The sequence below is a fragment of the Streptomyces sp. NPDC007084 genome, from assembly GCF_040703595.1.
In the GTDB taxonomy this organism is placed as follows: domain Bacteria; phylum Actinomycetota; class Actinomycetes; order Streptomycetales; family Streptomycetaceae; genus Streptomyces.
Genome location: NZ_JBEYFY010000061.1, coordinates 14129 through 33396, shown reverse-complemented (window position 1 = coordinate 33396; position 19268 = coordinate 14129). Strand labels below are relative to the sequence as shown.

The 19268-nt window shown below is 70.9% G+C and carries 17 protein-coding genes; 11 read left to right on the top strand and 6 right to left on the bottom strand.

The annotated features are described in order from the left end of the window. Positions 1 to 13 precede the first annotated feature (13 nt). On the bottom strand, positions 14 to 727 hold the full coding sequence (locus AB0912_RS30705) for an FCD domain-containing protein (protein WP_366705595.1): 714 nt from the start codon (positions 725 to 727) through the stop codon (positions 14 to 16). Between the two features lie 150 nt (positions 728 to 877). Here AB0912_RS30705 and AB0912_RS30700 point away from each other — a divergent pair, with 150 nt between their 5' ends. The 9 genes from AB0912_RS30700 (at position 878) to AB0912_RS30660 (ending at position 10738) form a co-directional block, all read left to right on the top strand. Further along, entirely contained in the window at positions 878 to 2593 is a 1716-nt protein-coding gene (locus AB0912_RS30700) for an IlvD/Edd family dehydratase (protein WP_366705593.1), read from the top strand. Beyond that, positions 2593 to 3579, top strand: coding sequence for a dihydrodipicolinate synthase family protein (locus AB0912_RS30695; protein ID WP_366705591.1), 987 nt, complete (start codon positions 2593 to 2595; stop codon positions 3577 to 3579). The genes AB0912_RS30700 and AB0912_RS30695 overlap by 1 nt, the downstream gene beginning before the upstream one ends. Then, positions 3576 to 4331 (top strand): SDR family oxidoreductase, encoded by a 756-nt coding sequence (locus AB0912_RS30690; protein WP_366705589.1) that lies wholly within the window; start codon positions 3576 to 3578, stop codon positions 4329 to 4331. The genes AB0912_RS30695 and AB0912_RS30690 overlap by 4 nt, the downstream gene beginning before the upstream one ends. Before the next feature lie 80 nt (positions 4332 to 4411). Next, positions 4412 to 5452, top strand: a complete 1041-nt coding sequence (locus AB0912_RS30685; protein WP_366705587.1) for a substrate-binding domain-containing protein — start codon at positions 4412 to 4414, stop codon at positions 5450 to 5452. Positions 5453 to 5599: 147 nt separating this feature from the next. After that, positions 5600 to 7189, top strand: coding sequence for a sugar ABC transporter ATP-binding protein (locus tag AB0912_RS30680; protein ID WP_366705585.1), 1590 nt, complete (start codon positions 5600 to 5602; stop codon positions 7187 to 7189). Then, positions 7186 to 8214 (top strand): ABC transporter permease, encoded by a 1029-nt coding sequence (locus AB0912_RS30675; protein ID WP_366705583.1) that lies wholly within the window; start codon positions 7186 to 7188, stop codon positions 8212 to 8214. Before AB0912_RS30680 ends, AB0912_RS30675 begins: the two co-directional genes overlap by 4 nt. A gap of 33 nt (positions 8215 to 8247) precedes the next feature. Then, a complete protein-coding gene (locus AB0912_RS30670) occupies positions 8248 to 9171 on the top strand; it encodes an SMP-30/gluconolactonase/LRE family protein (protein ID WP_366705581.1) in 924 nt (307 codons plus the stop codon). Continuing rightward, the gene (locus tag AB0912_RS30665; protein ID WP_366705579.1) at positions 9168 to 9803 is read left to right on the top strand and encodes a bifunctional 4-hydroxy-2-oxoglutarate aldolase/2-dehydro-3-deoxy-phosphogluconate aldolase; all 636 of its coding nucleotides are present in this window, start codon (positions 9168 to 9170) and stop codon (positions 9801 to 9803) included. Before AB0912_RS30670 ends, AB0912_RS30665 begins: the two co-directional genes overlap by 4 nt. Continuing rightward, positions 9800 to 10738 carry a sugar kinase gene (locus AB0912_RS30660; protein ID WP_366705577.1) on the top strand — a complete coding sequence of 313 codons (939 nt, stop codon included), beginning with the start codon at positions 9800 to 9802 and terminating at the stop codon, positions 10736 to 10738. Before AB0912_RS30665 ends, AB0912_RS30660 begins: the two co-directional genes overlap by 4 nt. Positions 10739 to 10778: 40 nt before the next feature. Here AB0912_RS30660 and AB0912_RS30655 read toward each other — a convergent pair whose 3' ends face one another. After that, positions 10779 to 11417: a hypothetical protein gene (locus AB0912_RS30655; RefSeq protein WP_366705575.1), complete on the bottom strand. Its 639-nt coding sequence runs from the start codon at positions 11415 to 11417 to the stop codon at positions 10779 to 10781. Between the two features lie 328 nt (positions 11418 to 11745). Here AB0912_RS30655 and istA point away from each other — a divergent pair, with 328 nt between their 5' ends. Together istA and istB are read left to right on the top strand one after the other, a co-directional pair. Further along, a complete protein-coding gene (istA, locus tag AB0912_RS30650; protein WP_366705617.1) occupies positions 11746 to 13380 on the top strand; it encodes an IS21 family transposase in 1635 nt (544 codons plus the stop codon). Further along, positions 13377 to 14174, top strand: coding sequence for an IS21-like element helper ATPase IstB (istB, locus tag AB0912_RS30645; RefSeq protein ID WP_366705573.1), 798 nt, complete (start codon positions 13377 to 13379; stop codon positions 14172 to 14174). The genes istA and istB overlap by 4 nt, the downstream gene beginning before the upstream one ends. On the opposite strand, the gene AB0912_RS30640 is transcribed toward istB, so the two are convergent. The 4 genes from AB0912_RS30640 to AB0912_RS30625 form a co-directional block, all read right to left on the bottom strand. Next, a complete protein-coding gene (locus AB0912_RS30640; RefSeq protein WP_366705571.1) occupies positions 14175 to 14582 on the bottom strand; it encodes a hypothetical protein in 408 nt (135 codons plus the stop codon). It abuts the gene before it with no gap. A 56-nt stretch (positions 14583 to 14638) separates the two neighbouring features. Continuing rightward, the gene (locus AB0912_RS30635; RefSeq protein ID WP_366705615.1) at positions 14639 to 16288 is read right to left on the bottom strand and encodes a CHAT domain-containing protein; all 1650 of its coding nucleotides are present in this window, start codon (positions 16286 to 16288) and stop codon (positions 14639 to 14641) included. 361 nt (positions 16289 to 16649) lie between these two features. Beyond that, positions 16650 to 18842, bottom strand: coding sequence for a tetratricopeptide repeat protein (locus AB0912_RS30630; protein ID WP_366705569.1), 2193 nt, complete (start codon positions 18840 to 18842; stop codon positions 16650 to 16652). Beyond that, on the bottom strand, positions 18839 to 19258 hold the full coding sequence (locus AB0912_RS30625; protein ID WP_366705567.1) for a hypothetical protein: 420 nt from the start codon (positions 19256 to 19258) through the stop codon (positions 18839 to 18841). Before AB0912_RS30625 ends, AB0912_RS30630 begins: the two co-directional genes overlap by 4 nt. Positions 19259 to 19268 lie beyond the last annotated feature (10 nt).

The following is a 19268-nucleotide window of genomic DNA, read 5'->3' as shown; positions in this document are numbered from 1 at the left end:
GGACCCACCGCCGCTACGAACGCCGTGCCTTCTCCAGCCCGAGGTCGTGACCGGTCTCCGCCAGGTGCCCGGTCATGGCCTCGGCGGCCCGGTCCCCGTCCCCGGCGGCGATGGCGTCCACGATGAGCTGATGGGCCTGCACCGTGGCCTCCTGGCCGCCGCCGCGCTGGGCCCGGCCCTCGTAACTCGCGCGCCGGGCGTCGAGCAGAATCCCGTTCATCGCGGCGAGTATGAAGGAGAACAGCTCGGAAGACGCCAGGTCCGCCACCGCACGGTGGAAGGCCAGGTCCGTCGAGATGAAGGCCTCACGGTCGCCGATGGCGCCGCGCATGGCCTCCAGTGCCCGTACGGCCTCATCGACCGTCCCCTCGCCGGCGGCGACCCGGTCGGCTGCCCGGCGTGCCAGCTCCGCCTCGATCACCCGACGGGTCTCCAGCAGGTCCTGAAAGCTCATCGCGTCCTGGCTGAGCCGGAACTCCAGGATCTGTTCCAGCACGGTCGGGGACGGGATCGCCACCCTGGCCCGCTTGCCCTGGCTGGAGACCAGCACGCCGCGGGCCACCAGCGTGCGGATCGCCTCGCGCACGGCGAGGCGGTTCACCCCGTGGCGCTCCGCGAGCTCTCCCTCCGCCGGGATCTCGTCGCCGGCTCTCAGGCCGCGCTCCTTGATCTCCTCGATGATCTCCTGCACCACGTGGTGGCTCAGCGTCGTCCGCCCGATCGTCATGTCATCACCCTCTCATCCGTCACCGGTCCGCAGCAGGCCTTGCCCCGCGAGCGCGTCACCTGGAATCCGAGCCGTCCAGACACTTGACAACATAGCTGCTAAGTAAAAGCATACAGACGCCCCAGCAGGGGTGAGCGAAGAGGAGAAGAAATGACTCGACTGCGCAGCGCGACCTGGTGGGACGATCCCGGCAAGTCAGGGTTCATCGCCCGCCATCACATGCGTCAGCTCGGCCTGACCCGCGAGCAGTTGAGCGGGAAGCCCGTCGTGGGGATCTGCAACAGCTGGTCGGAACTCACCCCGTGCAACGCGCACTTGAGGGTGCTCGCGGAATCGGTGCGCAGAGGCATCACCGCGGCGGGCGGCCTCGCCCTCGAATTCCCCACCATGTCCATCGGCGAACCCCTGATGCGTCCCACGTCCATGCTCTTCCGCAACCTGATGAGCATGGACGTCGAGGAGACGATCCGGGCCAACCCCCTGGACGCCGTCGTCCTCCTCGGCGGCTGCGACAAGACCCTGCCGGCCCAGCTCATGGGCGCCGTCAGCGTGGACGTCCCGGTCATCGCCCTGTCCGGCGGCCCCATGCTCACGGGCCGCTTCCGCGGCCGGGCCGTCGGCTCCGGCACCGACATCTGGCGGATGAGCGAGGAACTGCGGGCCGGACACATCACGCAGGAGGACTTCGAGGAGTTCGAGGGCTGCCTCGCCCGCTCGGCCGGCCACTGCATGACCATGGGGACGGCCTCCACCATGGCCTGCGTCACCGAGGCGCTCGGCCTGTCCCTGCCCGGCGCCGCGGCCCTGCCCGCCGCCGACGCCCGGCGCGCCCAGCTCGCCGAGCAGTCCGGCGCCCGCGCCGTGGAACTCGCCCGCGAGCAGGTCCGCCCCTCGGCCATCCTCACCCGGGCCGCCTTCACCAACGCCATCGTCGTCAACGCGGCGATCGGCGGCTCCACCAACGCCGTCCTGCACCTCCTCGCCATCGCCGGACGGGCCGGCGTCCCCGTCACCCTCGACGACTTCGACACCCTCGCCCGGAACACCCCGCTCCTCGCCGACCTGATGCCCAGCGGCAGCTTCCTCATGGAGGACTTCGCCTACGCGGGCGGACTGCCGGCCCTCATGGCGGAACTCGGCGACCTGCTGGACCGGCAGGCGACCACGGTGACCGGGCGCACCCTGGGCGAGAACCTGGCGGGCGCGCAGGTCTGGAACCACGAGGTCATCCGCAAACTCACCGACCCCGTGCAGGCCCCCGGCAGCGGCACCGCGGTACTGCGCGGCAACCTCGCCCCCGCCGGAGCGGTGATCAAGCAGTCCGCCGCCTCTCCCGAACTGCTCGCCCACCGCGGCCCCGCCCTCGTCTTCGACAGCATCGAGGACTACCTGCGCGCGGCCGACGACCCGGACCTCCCGGTCGACGGCGACACCGTCCTGGTGGTCCGCAACCTCGGCCCCCGCGGCTACCCCGGAATGCCCGAACTCGGCAATCTGCCCATGCCGGCCAAACTGCTGGCCGAGGGAATCACCGACATGGTCCGGATATCCGACGCCCGCATGAGCGGAACCGCCTACGGCACCGTCGTCCTGCACGTCGCACCCGAGGCCGCCGCGGGCGGACCGCTCGCCCTGGTGCGCACCGGCGACCCGATCGAACTCGACGTCCCCGCCCGCACCCTGACCCTCCACGTCGACGAGGACGAACTGGCCCGGCGGGCCGCGGACTGGGTCGCCCCGGTGCGGCCGGCCGACCGCGGCTGGGCGCGTCTGTACGTGGACCACGTCGAACAGGCGGACCGCGGCTGCGACCTGGACTTCCTCGCCGGGGGCTCCGGCGACCGTCCCGCGAAGGCGCCCTTCTGATGGCCGCCCCCGCTCCCCGCGAGGCCGCTCGACCCGGTGCCGCGCCAGCCGCAGCGGAACTGCTGGCCGGGGTGATGCCCGTACTGGAGGTGCCCTTCACCAGCGAAGGCGCCCTCGACCTCGACAGCTTCGACCGCATCGTCTCGCACGTCCTGGACACCGGCGTCAGCGCCGTGATGTTCCCCGGATTCGCCAGCGAGTTCCACAAGCTCAGCGACGCCGAACGCGACCTGCTGACCCGGCGCCTGCTCGCCCACACCGTCCCGCGGCCCGACGTGGCGGCCGTCGTCTCCGTTCCCGACCACTCCACCCGCCTCGCGGTCGAACGGGCCACCGCCGCCGTCGCGGCCGGCGCCGACGCCCTCAACCTGCTGCCCCCGCACTTCCTCGCCCCGTCCCCGGCCGAAGTCCACCACCACGTCCAGGCCGTGGTCACCGCCGTCGCGCCGACTCCCGTCATCCTCCAGTACGCACCGGCGCAGACCGGGTCCTCGTTCAGCCCCGAGACCCTGACCGACCTCGGCCGCCGGCATCCGAACCTGGTCGGCGTCAAGATCGAGACCGCGCTGCCCGGCCGCCTCGCCCAGGCACTCGGTACCGGCCCCGCCGCGCTGCGCACGTTCGTCGGCTACGCCGGACTCCAGCTCCCCGACGGCCTCGCGCGCGGCGTCACCGGAGTACAGCCGGGGTGCTCGTTCACCGAGATCTACCAGCGGATCTGGACCCTGTGGCACAGCGGGGACCAGAGCGCCGCGCTCGCCCTGCACAGCCGGCTCGTTCCCTACCTCGCCTACTGGATGCAGGAAGTCGAGCTGATCATCGCGGTGGAGAAACGCGTCTCCGTGCACCGCGGCCTCATCGACACCGGCCACTGCCGGCGCCCCGGCCGGCGCCTCGATGAACAGGAAGCGACGGTCGTGGACCGCTTCCTGTCAGAGTTCGACGCATTCCTCACCACCGCACGGAACGGACAAGAAACAACATGAGCGACTTGACGGGCGAGGTCGTGCTGGTCACCGGGGCCGCGCGCGGCATCGGAGCGGCCATCGCCCTCGCCGCCGCGGACGCCGGAGCACGCGTCGGGCTCCTCGACATCGACGCCGACGGCGCCCGCGCCCTCGCGGAACGCATCGGGCCGGCCGCGGCCTGGGCCGCCTGCGACATCACCGACCAGAACTCGGTCGCCCCCGCCGTCACAGCCCTGCGAAGCGACCTCGGTCCGGTGACGGGCCTGGTCAACAACGCCGGCAAGAACGCCTACGGCGATCCGGTGGCCATGACGGTCGACGAGTGGGACGAGGTGTTCGCCGTCGACCTCAAAGGCGCCTGGCTGATGTCCCGTGCCGTGCTGCCCGACATGCTGGCCGCCGAACGCGGGGCCATCGTCAACATCGCCTCGATGCACGCCACGTTCACCTGCCCCGGCATGTTCCCCTACGCCGCCGCCAAGTCCGGACTCGTCGGGCTCACCCGCAGCCTCGCCCTCGAAGTGGGACCGCGCGGCGTACGGGTCAACTCCGTCAGCCCCGGCTACATCGAGACCGACCTGCTCGCCGAGTACTTCTCGCTCCAGCCCCCCGAGGTCCGGCGCGAGGCCCTGGACAAGCACATCCTCGGACGCCTCGGCACACCCGAACAGGTGGCCTCCGTCGTCGCCTTCCTCCTGTCGGAGTCCGCCGGTTTCGTGACCGGCGCCGACTGGGCCGTCGACGGCGGCGTCTCCGCCCGGTTCGCCTGACCGCGACCGGCAACATCCCCGAACCACGATCCCCGCGCGCACCAGGCGGCGGTGGTCGCTGTCAGCACGAAGGAGCCCGCATGTTCCGCACCCACCGCAGGCAGATCGCAGTCGCTGCAGGTCTGCTGCTCACCGCGAGCCTGAGCACGGCCTGTTCCTCCGGCAAGGAGAGCACCCAGGACGACTCTGCCTCCCAGGTCGACGGGAAGATCTCGATCACCTACCTCCAGAAGCAGGGGGACCAGGAGTACTTCATCGGCGAGGCCGCCGGCGCCAAGGCCAAGGCCAAGGAACTGGGCATCGACCTGAAGGTCGTCAACCTCGGCAACGACGCCAACAAGACGGTCAGCGAAGTGCAGTCGGCCGTCGCGCAGAAGACCAACGGCGTGATCGTCGTCGTCCCCGACCCGGCCGTCGGCCCCCAGGTCGTGCAGACCGCGCGGGACGGCAAGGTCGCCCTGCTGACCTCGGACGACCAGATCTGCACCACCGGACCCGACCCCGCCGCCTGCGGCAAGAAGGACCTCGTCCCCCGGATCGGCTTCAGCGGCCAGCAGATGGGCGCCGAGGTCGGCAAGCGGGCCGCCGCCGAGTACAAGAAGGCCGGCTTCAAGGCCTCCGACACCCGCGTCATCTCCGCCTGGAAGCGCGACGTCACCGTCTGCGGCGACCGCGTCCACGCCGCCCAGAAGGCCTTCGACGCGGCCGTGCCGGGTGTGAAGACCATCGACGTCGCCACCGACAACACCCCCACCGGCGCCCAGGACAAGATCGCCGCGACCGTCACCGCCAACTCCCACGTCAAGAACTGGGTGGTCTGGGGCTGCAACGACGAGAACGTCATGGGCGGCGTCACCGCCCTGCAGAACGCCGACATCAGCCCGCGCAACGTCGTCGGCGTCGGCCTCGGCGCCTACCTCGCCTGCAAGGAATGGGAGTCCGACAAGCCCTCCGGCATGAAGGCCGCCCTGTTCATCAACGGCAAGGACGTCGGCGCCCTCGCCGTCCAGACCATGTACGACAAGCTCAAGAACGGCAAGGCGTTCCCCCAGGAGGCCTTCGCCCCCACCTCCATGGTCGACGCCGCCACCTGGAAGAAGGAAGGCCTCACCTGCGGCTGACCCCGCCTGCCGGTGTCCGCCCACCACGGCGGACACCGGCAGCCGGCCACTGCCATCCGGCCCGGGCGCCGACGCGCGCGGACCCCTTCCCGCGCCCCGCCCGGCCGTCCTGGTCCGACGAGCCCGACCCTTCGAGGTGACCGACCCATGACCACAGAACCCAACTCCAGCGCACCACCGGATCGTTCAGCGCCCGCTTCCCCGGACACCCCGCGGCCCGACGGGATCGGAGTCGCTGGTGTCACCAAGCGCTTCGGCGCCGTCCAGGCCCTGAACGCGGTCACCGTCAACTTCGTCGCCGGTGAGGTCACCGCGCTGATGGGCGAGAACGGCGCCGGAAAGTCCACCCTCCTGAGGATCCTCACCGGCGACCACCAGCCCACCGAGGGACACGTGGTGATCGACGCAGAGCCCGCCGCGCTCTCCTCCCCGGCCGACGCACGCGCCGCCGGCATCCGGATCATCCCCCAGGAACCGGAGATCATCCCGCACCTGTCCGTCGCCGAGAACGTCTACGCGGGCGCCCTGCCCCGCAAGCGCGGACGCCTCCTCGACCGGGCCGAACTGCGCCGCCGCATCCACGACGACCTCGAACGCCTCGGCTTCGCCGACGTCCTGGACCCCAGCCTCCTCGGATCGCAGCTCACCCCGGCACAGCGCCAGTTGGTCGAGATCATGCGGGCCCTCACCGGAGCCGTCCCCGCCCGGCTGATCGCCTTCGACGAACCCACCTCGTCGCTGTCGGAACACGAGGTGGAGGCACTGTTCGCGCTCATCAGACGGCTGCGCGGCCAGGGCATCGCGATCGTCTACGTCTCCCACCGCATGCAGGAGATCTTCCGTCTCGCCGACCGGATCGCCGTCCTGCGCGACGGCAGCCTCGTCGGCATCCAGGAGGCGGCGGCCACCAACGAGAGCCAACTCGTGCGCCTCATGGTCGGACGGGACCTGTCCGCCATGTTCGTGCGGCAGCGGGTCGCCACCGACCGCCTCGTCCTCGACGTGCGCGGTCTCACCACCGACGACGTCACCGACATCTCGCTGCGGGTCCACGCGGGCGAAGTCGTGGGGCTCGCCGGCCTGATCGGCGCGGGCCGCTCCGAACTGGCCCTCGCCCTCGCGGGTGACCTGCCCATCCACAGCGGCACCGTCACCCTCGACGGCAGAGAACTGCGCGCGGGTGACCCGAGCGCCGTGATCAAGGCCGGTCTCGGCCTCGCCCCCGAAGAGCGCAAGGCACAGGCCCTGTTCCTCCAGCAGTCGATCCGCGAGAACACCTCCCTGGTCGTCCTGGAACGACTGCGCCGCTTCCGGTTCGTACGCCGGTCGGCGGAACGCGAGCTGGCCCAGCAGTACACGGACCGGCTGCGGGTGCGCACCCCGTCCATCGAGCACGAGGTCCGCAAACTGTCCGGCGGCAACCAGCAGAAGGTCGTCCTGGCGCGCTGGCTGGCCCGTAAGCCCAAGCTGCTCATCCTCGACGAGCCGACGCGCGGTATCGACGTCGGAGCCAAGGCGGAGATCTACCAGATCATCGCCGACCTCGCCGCCGAGGGGATCGCCCTGCTGGTGATCTCCTCCGAACTTCCCGAACTGCTCGGTCTCGCGGACCGGGTCGTGGTGATGCAGGGCGGCCGCATCACCGGAGAACTCGACCACCGCGACGCCGACGAAGAATCCATCCTCGCCCTTGCCATGGCCGACGACCTCGCCGACGCTTCTGGAGCCACCTCATGACGACCACGACGTCTTCCGAGACGCAGCAGGACACTCCCGAGAAGCCGCGGCCCCGGCCGAAGCGGTTCGCCGGACTCGGCGGGCAGAACATCAGCCTGGTCGGCGCCCTGGCCTTCGTGCTGATCCTCTTCGGGATCCTGAACAGCAACTACCTCAGCTGGTCCAACATGCAGGTCATCGCCGAGGCGGCCACCATCACCGGGCTGCTGGCGATCGTGCAGACCGTCGTGATCATCTGCGGCGGCCTGGACATCTCGGTCGGCTCCCAGGCGGGTGTGGCCTCCGTCGTCAGCGCCATGGTCTTCACCTCGGCCAACTCCAACGCCCTGCTCGGCATGCTCGCCGCGGTCGGCGTGGGTGTCCTCATCGGCATCGTGAACGGCCTGGTCATCGTCTACGGCCGGGTCAACCCCACGATCGCCACGCTCGCCGGCCTCGCCGCATACAAGGGCCTCGCCCAACTCCTGTCCGACGGCCGGGCCCAGGGCTATGTGCTCAACAACGACACCTTCATCTTCCTGGGCCGCGGGAAGATCGCCGGTCTGCCGGTGATGGTGTGGATCCTCATCGTGGTCGCGGTCGCCGTGCACCTGCTGCTCAAGTACACCGACATCGGCCGCAACATCTACGCCATCGGCGGCAACGACACCGCCGCCCGGCTGGCCGGCATCAACATCAACAAGTACCTGATCGCCGTCTACGCCCTCATCGGCGTCGTCGCCGCGGCGGCGGGCATCCTCCTGACCGCCCGTACCGGCTCGGGGCAGCCCACGTCGGGCAGCGAGGGCCTGGAACTGAAGGCCATCACCGCGGCGGCGCTCGGTGGCGCCGCGCTCAAGGGCGGCAAGGGCGGTATCGGCGGCACGCTGCTGGCCGTCGCTCTGCTGGGCTGCCTGGAGAACGGCCTCACCGTCCAGGGCATCAACAGCTTCTGGCAGAACGTCGCCCAGGGCGCGCTCCTGGTCATCGCCGTCATCATCCAGCAGCGCCGCAGCGGGGAACGCCCCGTCGGACTACCCCACTGATCATCTCCACGCTCGACGAGAGGGAACGGCTGCGTGCGACGTCTGACGGCTGCTGCCTGCAGCCCTCCTCCAGGACATCTCACCGAAGGACCGGTCTGGGACCGGGAAACGCGCGAACTGCTGTGGGTCGACATCGTCGCGGGAACGGTCCACCGCGGCGCCCTGAGCGCCCGGGCCGACGGCGGCGCCCTGCCCGACATCGCGCCCGGAACGACGCTGACGCTGGACAGCACGGTCGGGGCGGTCCACCCCTGCCGCAGCGGGGCCCTGGTGGCCGCGGCGGGCAGCCGCGTCCTGCGGCTCCGCCCGGGCCGACGGCCACAGGTCGTCGCCACCGTGCCGGAGGCGCACGACGGGATCCGGCGGCGCTTCAACGACGCCGGCTGCGATCCGGCGGGCAGGCTGCTGGCCGGCACGATGGCCTTCGACGCGACACCGGGAGCCGGCGCCCTCTACCTGCTGGACGGACACGACCTGCGCGTACTGGAGGACTCCGTCACCGTCTCCAACGGCCTGGCCTGGAGCCCGAACGGCGAACTCCTGTACTACGCCGACAGCGCGACCGGGCGCATCGACGTGTTCGACTACGACCTCGCCACCGGCGTCCCCAGCCGGCGCAGACCCTTCGCGGAGATCTCCGGCGGGGTACCCGACGGCCTCACCGTCGACAGCGACGGAAACGTCTGGGCCGCGATCTGGGGAGCCGGCCGGGTACGTGCCTACGGCCCCGACGGGACACCCCGCACGACCGTGACGGTTCCCGCCGCCCACGTGTCCAGCGTGACCTTCGCCGGTCCGCTGCTCGACCTGCTGATCATCACCACCGCCCGTGAGGGCCTGACCCCGGGCGACCGGCTCGCCCAGCCCGACGCCGGACGTCTCTTCGTGTGCCGGCCGGGCACCACGGGACTGCCCGCCGTCCCGTTCGACGACAGCTCTCTCCGGGAGATCCCATGACCCCCCTCCACGACGCGCTCGCCGCCACCCCCGTGGTCGCGATCCTGCGGTCCACCTCCGCCGCCTCCTTCCCCCAGGTCGCCGACGCCCTCCGCGAAGAAGGCGTACGAGCCGTCGAGTTCACCCTCACCACCCCGGGCGCCCTGGACGCGATGCGCGAGTACGCACAGAACCTGCCGGCCGGCAGCGTGCTCGGAGCCGGCACCGTCACCTCGCCCCGCGCGGCCGAACTCGCCGTGGCGGCCGGGGCCACCTACCTGATCACCCCCGGCACGACGCCCGACGTCATCGCCGAGGGAACCCGCCTGGGCGTCCCGGTGCTGGCCGGCGCCTTCACCCCGACGGAGATCCTCACCGCCTGGCAGGGCGGCGCCACGATGGTCAAGGTCTTCCCCGCCTCCCTCGGCGGCCCCGACTACCTGCGGGCGGTACGCGCACCGCTCCCCGACGTTCCCCTGGTCCCCACGGGAGGCATCTCCCTCGACGCCGCCCCGGCCTACCTGGCCGCGGGAGCCAAGGCGCTCGGCATGGGCGGCCCGCTGGTGGGCGACGCCTGCTCCGGCGGCGACCTCGGCGCTCTGCGCGAACGCGCCGCCCGGCTCACCCGACTCCTGGAAGAAGCCCGCACATGACCGCTCTCGTCACCCTCGGCGAAGCCATGGCCGTCGCCGCGTCGACCGCGCCGGGCCCGCTCGCTCCGGGGAAGACCGCCCGCCTCTCGTTCGCCGGAGCCGAGGCGACGGTCGCCATCGGCGTGGCCCGCCTGGGACACCCGGCGGCGTGGATCGGCAGCCTCGGCGACGACGCGGCAGGCGCCATGATCCGGGCGGGACTGCGCGCCGAGGGCGTCGACGTCCACGCCCGGACCGTCCCCGAGCTGCCGACCGGCCTCATGCTGCGGGAACGCCGCACCGCCGACCACACACGCGTCGCCTACTACCGCACGGGCCTCGCCGGATCACGCCTCGCGCCAACGGACGTCGACGAAGCCCTCGTGAGCGGGGCACGGGTCCTGCACGTCACCGGCATCACACCCGCCCTCGGCGACACCGCCCACCAGGCGGTGCGCCGGGCCGTCGAGACGGCCCGCGAGGCCGGCGCCACCGTCTCGCTCGACGTCAACTACCGGTCCCTGCTGTGGTCCCGGGAGGAGGCCGCCGCGGCTCTCGGCCCGCTCGTACGCCAGGCGGACATCGTCTTCGCGAGCCCCGACGAAGCGGACCTCTTCGTACCCGGCGGCACCCCGCTGTCCCTGGCCCGGTCGCTGGCCGAACTGGGCCCCAGTCAGGCCGTCGTCAAACTCGGTGCGCGGGGAGCCCTCGCGGTGGTCGAGGGAGCGGTCTTCGAGCAGCCGGTCGTCCCGGTCACCGCCGTGGACCCGATCGGCGCGGGAGACGCCTTCGTCGCCGGCTACCTGGCCGCCCACCTCGGCGCTGCCGCCCCGGCGGAGCGCCTGCGCTGGGGGGCCGTGTGCGGGGCGTTCGCGGTGTCCGTGGAGGGAGACTGGGAGGGCCTGCCGCTGCGCCGGGAACTGCCGCTGCTGGGAAGCGGGGACGTACACCGCTGACCGACGGGCCGTGCCGGGGCGGACCGCGACTCCTTTCCCGTCATGTCCGGGCGTCGTGGCCGAGGGCCCGGTGGACGGCGGCGGTGGAGGCCGCGGCCCGTGGCGAGCCGAGAATGCCGGCGCCCATGCTGTTCATGACACAGCGGATCGGCAGGCGCCGGTCGAGATCGAGGATCGCCGTCGAGCCGCCCAAGCCGCCCCAGAACGCGACGCGGCCGTCGGGAATCCAGGACAGGGTGCGCCGGTCGGGCAGCGCGAAGCCGATGCCCCACCGCACATGCAGACCGTTGACGAGGTCCGTGCCGTTGGACTGCTCCTCGAAGATGAGCCCGATGGTGTCGGGCCGCAGCAGCCGGCCGCGGGCCGAGGCTCCCTCGCGGGCGATGGGGGAGAGGATCTCGGCGACGGCCAGGGCGTTGCCGTGCCCCTTGGCCGCGCCCAGATCGGCGGCGCGCCAAGCGGGGGTGTTGGCCGCGTCGGCGCCGAACGCGACCGTGTCGCGCTGCCAGGGCTGGGTGCGGGCCGCGTCGCGATGACCGCCCCACAGGTCCACCACCCGCCGGCCGTCGATCTCGACGGCCGGCGACAGGCCCACCTCGGCGCCACCGCGCGGTTGCTCCTCCACGACATCGCGGACGGGTTCGAACACCGGGCTGACGGTTCCCTGCGCTTCGGTCATGCCGGCATCCTCGAACACGAACACGAACGCGCCCGCCTGACCGACCGCATCGAAACCCTGACCCGCAACCGCGACGCGATCACCGCCTACCTCACCGAACTCCGGGAACCGGCGACCTGACCTGTCGAGACCTGACGACCCGTCAACAGCCGTTGAGTACGAACGCCGCCCAGTTGGCTTTATCGAGCAGTAGCGATGGCACTTGTCGATGAGTTTGGGAGGCGCCCCGAACCACGGTCGGGTGATGTTGATGAGTTTGGGAGGCACGGCGGCTCTTGCCACGGGAGCATCGGGATGCTCGTGGTGAAAGGTGCTGGTCATGCCCCAGATGTCGAAGGTCGAGCTGTACGCGGCGATCCGGCGTGACCATCGCGGCGGCATGTCGATGCGGGAGCTTGAGGGCAAGTACGGGGTGACGTGGCGGACGGTCCGGAAGGCGCTGGACTCGTCTTGGCCGGAACCTCGCAAGAAGCTGCCGACCCGGGCCACCGTGCTGGATCCGTACAAGCCGGTGATCGACGAGATCCTGCGGGCAGATCTGAACGCGTCGCGCAAGCAGCGGCACACGGTGACACGGATTTTCCACCGGCTGGTCGAGGAGCACGGCGCGGATGTCTCATACGGGGTCGTGCGCTACTACGTCGCCGGCCGGAAGCCCGAGATCCTGGTCGAGTCGGGCAAGGCTCCCCTGGAGGCGTTCGTCCCGCAGATGCACCTGCCAGGTCATGAGGCCGAGGTCGACTTCGGCGACGTGGCCGTGCGGCTGGCCGGCGAGCTGGTGACCTGCTACCTCTTCTCTTTCCGGCTGTCGTACTCGGGCAAGGCCGTTCACCGGGTGTTCGCCTCCTGCGGCCAGGAAGCCTTCTTCGAAGGCCACGTCCACGCACTGCGGATGCTGGGCGGAGTGCCACGGACCAAGGTCCGCTACAACAACTTGAAGGCCGCTGTTGCCAGGGTGATGGGGCAGGGGCGGGCGAGGACGGAGGCAGACCGGTGGATCGCCTTCCGTTCGCACTTCGGCATCGAGAGTTTCTACTGCCGTCCAGGCATCGAGGGCGCCCACGAGAAGGGCGGGGTCGAGGGGATGATCGGCTATTTTCGCCGCAATCACTTCGTTCCCGTTCCTGAGGTCGACTCGTTCGCCGAGCTGAACGAGATGGTCGAACAGTGGGACCGGAAGGACGACGCCCGCAGGATCGGTTCGAGGCCGAAGACGGTCGCGGAGTACTTCGCTCTCGAACAGCCGCTGTTGATGCCGCTGCCGGAGGAGCCGTTCGAGACCGGGCGGGTGTTCACCCCGCGGGTCGACCGCTACGGCCAGATCCCCGTCCGCACCAACCGCTACTCAGTCCCGATCCGGCTGATCGGCAAGCGGGTGCGGGTCGTGCTGCACGCTTCCCATCTGGTGGTTTACGACCAGAATGTGGAAGTGGCCCGGCATGAGCGGCTGATCGCGAAGGGAGCCGTCCGACTGGACCTGGACCACTACCTGGAGGTCTTGGTCCGCAAGCCCGGTGCCTTTCCCGGCTCGACCGCGCTCGAACAGGCCCGCTCGGCAGGCAGGTTCACTCCGGTCCACGACGCCTGGTGGGACCAGGCCCGCAAGATCCATGGTGAGCGGGACGGCACCCGGGCTTTGATCGAGGTTCTCCTGCTGGGCCGGCATCTGCCCCACGAGCACGTCGTCGCCGGTCTGGCCTCGGCCCTGCGGGCCGGCGCCATGACCGCCGATGCGGTCGCTCTGGAGGCCCGCAAGGCCGCCCAGGCAGAGAACGAACCGGCCCCGGCGACCGGTCGGCCGGCTCCTGGCGAGCCGTCGGCGACGGTGACGTCCCTGCACGAGTGGCGGCTCGCACACCTTCCTCCGGACACCCGGCCCCTGCCGTCGGTGACCCCCTACGACCAACTGCTCCGACGCCGCCGCACCAGCGGCAGTGAACACCGTGAGGGAGAAGCCCAGTGACTACCCTGCCCCGCCAGCGAGGCTTGACCGAGCAGGCCGCCGACGCCGCGATCGACAGTGCCTGCCGTCTGCTGCGGCTGCCCTCGATCCGCAATGAGTTCAACGAGATCGCCGACCGGGCCTTGAAAGACCAGATGAGCTACCGCGGCTTCCTCGCCGAGCTGCTGATGGCCGAGTGCGACGACCGGGCTCGCCGTCGATCGGAACGACGGATCAAGGCCGCGGGCTTCCCTCGGGAGAAGTCGCTGCGGACCTTCGACTTCGATGCCAATCCGAACATCGACGCCGCGACCATCCACACTCTGGCCAGCTGCGAGTGGATCAAGAAGAGTCAGCCGCTCTGCCTGATCGGTGATTCCGGAACCGGGAAGTCCCACATGCTTATCGCCCTGGGCACCGAGGCGGCGATGAAGGGCTACCGCGTCCGCTACACCCTCGCGACGAAGCTGGTGAACGAGCTGGTCGGGGCCGCCGACGAGAAGCAGCTGAACAAGACCATCGCCCGCTACGGCCGCGTCGATCTTCTCTGCATCGACGAGCTGGGCTACATGGAACTCGACCGCCACGGCGCCGAACTCCTCTTCCAGGTCCTGACCGAACGGGAGGAGAAGAACAGCGTCGCGATCGCCTCCAACGAGTCCTTCGGAGGCTGGACCAAGACCTTCACCGACCCCCGTCTCTGCGCGGCTATCGTCGACCGCCTCACCTTCAACGGCACCATCATCGAGACCGGCACCGACTCCTACCGACTGGCCAGCACCCGAGCGCGCACAGAGCAGATTGCGGCAAGCTAGTCAGAGTGCCGGACCTGGCAGCCCTTGTTGCTGAAGGCACTTCGTCATGACCCGGCTGCGCAGGAGTTCATACTCAGCTCGCAGCCGGGTGAACGACGGCGGCCGTGGGACAACGACTCCAGCAGTGACGACCTCCTCCGGTCTGAACTGTTCACGTGTCAGGTCGATCTCGACGCCCTGACCCAGCCGATTCCACCAGTGGTAGTCCGTCCGCACTCCGTTCACCAGGACTTCCCCGCGCAGTAGCTCTCCGCCGAGAAGGTCGTTGACGACCATTGCCGTGACGCCGCACTGACCCCGGGCGGGGTTGTCGGGGTTCCAGTCAGAGCTGGCGTCCGGCGGGAAAGTGTCGGCACCCCAACTGCTGCGGATAGCAGCTTCCACGTCAGTCAGCATCAATGGGATCATGCCCTTATCTTGACAGCGTGCACTGACAATCGGTGACGAGCGCATCTGCTCACGAATCAGCCGCCTTCAACTCTCATCGACACTTGCGTCGCCATCTGGGTACGCACTGCCGTCCAAAGACATCGACATCCGCTGTCCTTTGACGTGAACGAAGCCACCCAGTACTCCGCCGCCGCGAACGGACGTCGCCTCGGCAGCGTGCGGGTGCGCGCGAGCCTTCTGCCGCCCGGGGCGGTCCCCTGCACGGCGCCCCGCAGACGCCCGCGTCCGGGAAGCGCGGCAAGGGCCGGACGTTCGCCGACATAGCGCCGGACGTCGGCGGAGGTGAGCTGTCTCATCCATCGCTGCGTTCGCGCCAGAGCGAGAGCCGGTTCCGCGCCGCTTCCGCCGGTCAGTTCCTCGTAGAAGCGGGTGATGAACAGCGTGGTGGGCAGATCCGGGATCGGCCAGAGCGCCCCGAGCACGCCCGCCGCGCCCGCGTGCATGAAGCCGATGGTGAGCGCGTGGGACTCCTCGGGCTGCAGGATGACGTTCACGGCACCGGACACGCACGCGGCGACGACCACCAGACGCAGGCCCTCTCCGGCCAGGCGGCGGATGCCCGCCATGTCCAGTCGCTCGGCGTCGGCCAGCGACAGAGACGCGCTGTCGATCGAGTCGTAACTCATGCTGCCGTGGCAGCCGAGGTGCAGGTGGGTCGCCCGCGGGAGCTGGTCGAGGAGAAAGCCGCCGGTCGCCTGAGGACCGTAGGCGACGGCCGAGCGCCGCCCGGGGAAGCGCGTGACGATATGACGCAGCTCGGCCTCGGCCCCGGGCAGCGGAGGACGCGACGCGCTGGGATTCGCCAGACCCACCAGGAACGGCGGCTGCTCGCCGAGCCGTTCCACTCGCTTGCGGGCCGCCGACCACGCACCGGCCGACGGGGCGTAGGAGACGGTCTCCAGCACGTCGGGCAGCGAGATCGTCCTCCCTCGCGTCCGCCACGTCGCCGCGTGCCAGGCGAAGGCCGGCAACAGACCACACGGGACGATGACGAGGTCGGTCGTGCCGTTCGCCAGGAGTTCGTGCGAGAGGGGCTCGACCACCGTCCGGCCGATCTCGGCGAGGACCTTGCGCAGTACCCGCCGGAACCTCGGGAGCCGGAAGTCCGCCCCGGGCCCTGCCAGCAGCCCCTCACCGGCCCGTGGACGCCCGGGAGTCAGCCCGTCGGGGCTTCCGTCGGCGCGCCGGCCGATACCGAGGATGAGGGTGAGAAGCCGGGCACCGTCGGTCGACGGAAGATCGACGGGCACCACCGGCACGGGGGAAGCCGCAGGCGTGATGACCAGGGCACAACAGCCCAGCGGGTGCGCGATCAGGTACACGAGCGCCTGTCCCGGCCGCAGAGTGGCCCTCAGCTCGGCTGTCGCGGGTGGCTGCCCCAGAGCGAAGTCGGCCAGGCCGGGCAACCCTCGGATGGCCGAGAGGAGCCCGTCCAGCGAGGGGACCGCGTCATGAGTCGACGGGCCGGCAGGGGCGGCTCCGGCTCGCGCCTCGTCGGCCTGTCCGCCCGGGACGGAGGCCGCGCTGCGGCGCGTGGTGCGCGCGGCGCCCACGGCGGAGAGGTAGGCCTCCGCGAGCCCGGGATCGATGCCCCGGAGCAGTTGCAGCTCGCGCACGTCGGCACCGGAAGCGGCTCGCAGCGTGGTGGCGCGGCCCCTCTCCATGATGCCCACGGCGTGCTCCAGCGTCTCCTGGACGTCCGGGTCCGTGAGCGTGGATGTACGCGGTGACGCTCTCCGTCAACGACGCCGCGGCACTCGCGGCCGGAGTCCGCGCCGGGGCGTCGGCCCGGCCGCCACGAAGAGCCGGCTGGATCTCTTCCGTGACCTGCGCCATCCGCACGATGCTCATCGACGTCCCCCGCTGCCAGCCTCGTTGTCCGTCGGCACCGTCGCCGTCGGCAGGCCGAGATTATCGGAGCCGCGCCCGCCGCACGGGGGCTTTCCCCCGGGTCTGCGATGACCGCCCGTCGGGGTCGGGGTGCCGACCGTGAGCGGCACCCCGGGCCCTTTCGCCGCGGCCGGATCAGCCCCGTCCCTCCCTGGCGGCGATCGACGCGCGCAGGCTGTCGAGTGTCTCCCGGTTCATGACGACGAAGGGGTGGTCGACGCCGAGGACGCGTTCGCGGCGCTCGACCAGTTCCTCCTGGAGAGGCACCGCCTCCTGGATACGGCCCATGCGCCGCAGAAGCATCGAGGCGAGGGTGAGCGCGTTGAGCGCGAGCGGGTGGTCGGGGCCCTGGATCCTCCTGCGATCGGCGAGGATGCGCCGGACCAGCGGCTCCGCCTCCTCGTAGCGGCCGAACTCCTGGAGCCCCCAGCCGTACAGGTGGCGGGCGGTCAGGGTTGACGGATGGTCCGGCGGCAGTACGCGCTCGCAGTCGGCGAGCACGGATGCCGCCTCCGCGTCGAACTCCGATTCCTTGCGCAGTTTGACCAGGGCCTCCAAAAGGACGGCACGGCTGTTCAGCGTCACGGGCGAGTCCTCGCCGAGCGCTCTTCGCCTGCCGTCGACCGCGCGGCGGATGAAGTGTTCCGCCTCCTCGTTCCGGTCGAGGAGGTCGAGGGCCTGGTGGAGGCCGTAGCAACTGTCCAGGGTGTCCGGGTGGTGCGGGCCGAGGACACGCTCGCGGGCTTCCAGAACCTCCCGGTGCACCTTCTCGGATTCGGCGAACCGCCCCATGCCGAAGAGCGCCAGTCCGAGTGTGCCCCGCGCGCCGAGGCTCAAAGGGTGCTCCGCGCCGAGGAGTTGTCTCACCATGTCCGCGACGGGACGGGCGAGGCCGAGCGATCCCGCCCAGTCGCCGGCCTCGTACACCCGTCGTACGAACACGGTGGTCAGCCGGGCCGTGTCTTCCCCGGGAGCGTTCCTCACCAGGGCGATCGCATGCGGTGCCAGGAGCGTCAGCGCGGCACGCGCACCGGGGGACTCGTCTCCCGTTGCCGGAAGCGATGCCTCCAGCAGTTCGGCCGCGGCCGACACGAACGCCGGATGCGAGGCGTCCGACGCGTCGCGCACGCTGTCGAGGAGCACACCGTGGGCGTTGAGACAGCGAGCGCCGCCGGAGTCGACCAACTCGACCAGAGAGTGATCGAGCAGTCCGCGCAGGGCGGCCTCCAGCCGGTCGGCAGGCAGCGCGGGATCCAGTGAGCCGAGATCCACCTCGCCGCGGAGCGCGGGCATGAGCATCGTCATGGGCACGGGGTCGGCCCCCCAACAGGACAGCAGCCGCAGGAGCGACGTAGCTTCCGGGAGCCCCTGGCCGGCCAGCGCGTCGAGGGACAACTGCCAGGTGCGGCCTACCAGTTGGCGTGCGGGACTGGTGCGGCCGGCCGCTGCCCGGTCGACGATGGCCGTCGACTCCTCGCTCAGCTTGCGGTCGTATTCGTCCATGGTCCACGACTCCAGGAGCTGATGGGCCAGATGGGAACCGGCGAGCGTCAGGGCGAGGGGCAGCCGGCCGAGTCGCTCCGCCACCTTGCGCGCGGACTCGGCGGAACCCGCCCGCGGGGCGAGGTCACGCAGAACGAGTGCCGCGTCTTCCAGCGGCAGCACGCCCAGCGGGTGGGTGGTGGCGCCGGACGACCGCCACAGCGGTGAGCCCGCGTGGCGGGTGGTCACCAGTACGGTGCCGGGTGGGCTTGTGCGCAGCCAGCCGCCTTCTTCGAGCAGCGCGGGATCGTCGGCGTTGTCGAGGACCAGCAGCCAGCGCTGCGCGGAGTGGTCCAGGTAGTGCCAGACCAGGTCGGCGGCCGCCCGCTGCCCGTCGGCGGCCGCCGCGAGTTCGGCAGGCGTCGCGCCCCGGTCACCGGCGACCGCCAGCATGCCCGCGCGCAGGGACATGCGCTCGGAGGCGTTGACCCACAGCCCCACCCGGCCGAACTCGGACACTGCTGTGGTGAACGCCCAGTAGGCGATCGTCGTTTTCCCGCAGCCGCCCATGCCGTGCACGACGTGGGCGTCGTTGCCGGGGCCGGCAAGGGACCGGCGCAGCAGCGACTTCAGTTCCGCACGGTCACGCACGACGCCGGGTACGCGTCCCGTCAGCGGTGTCCGGACCGTGTCGGGTGCGGCCGGACCGGACGCGGCCGTACCCAGCAGAGGCCTGCTGCCCGCCGCGTAGTGGTGATGGTGCTCCTCTATGTGCTGGTCGCCGGGTGTCTGGTACACCCGGCCCTGCCCAAAAGCCCTGCCGTCGAACCGCGCCCGGCCGCTCATCGTTCGGTGATGTGCTGGTCACGTCCGGCCTGGTAGACCCGTCCGCTTCCGGAGGCCTCCGCTCGCTGGTGGACTTCGACGACGGAGGGAGTCTGCGGCATCCGGGGGGCCAGTTCGGCCAGCAGACTCCGGAGTTCGGCGGCGACTTCGGGCTGTGCGTTCAGCAGTCTGCGAACACGCCCCTGCCATTCCGCCGCCAGTTCCGCTTCGGACTCGGTGTCGCCCGCCTCCCGGGCCAGGAGCAGGTCGGCGCGGCCCGCCTCCAGCTCCTCGCGTACGCCGTCGGCCCGGTCGGGCTGGAAGCGCCGCCACAGTCCCACGACCCCGTCACGGGTCGACTCCCAGGCCTGAGTGGCCATCAACGTGACCATCGTCGTCCCGGCCGACCGGGCCAGCTCGACCATGTGCGGATCCATTAGCTCCCCC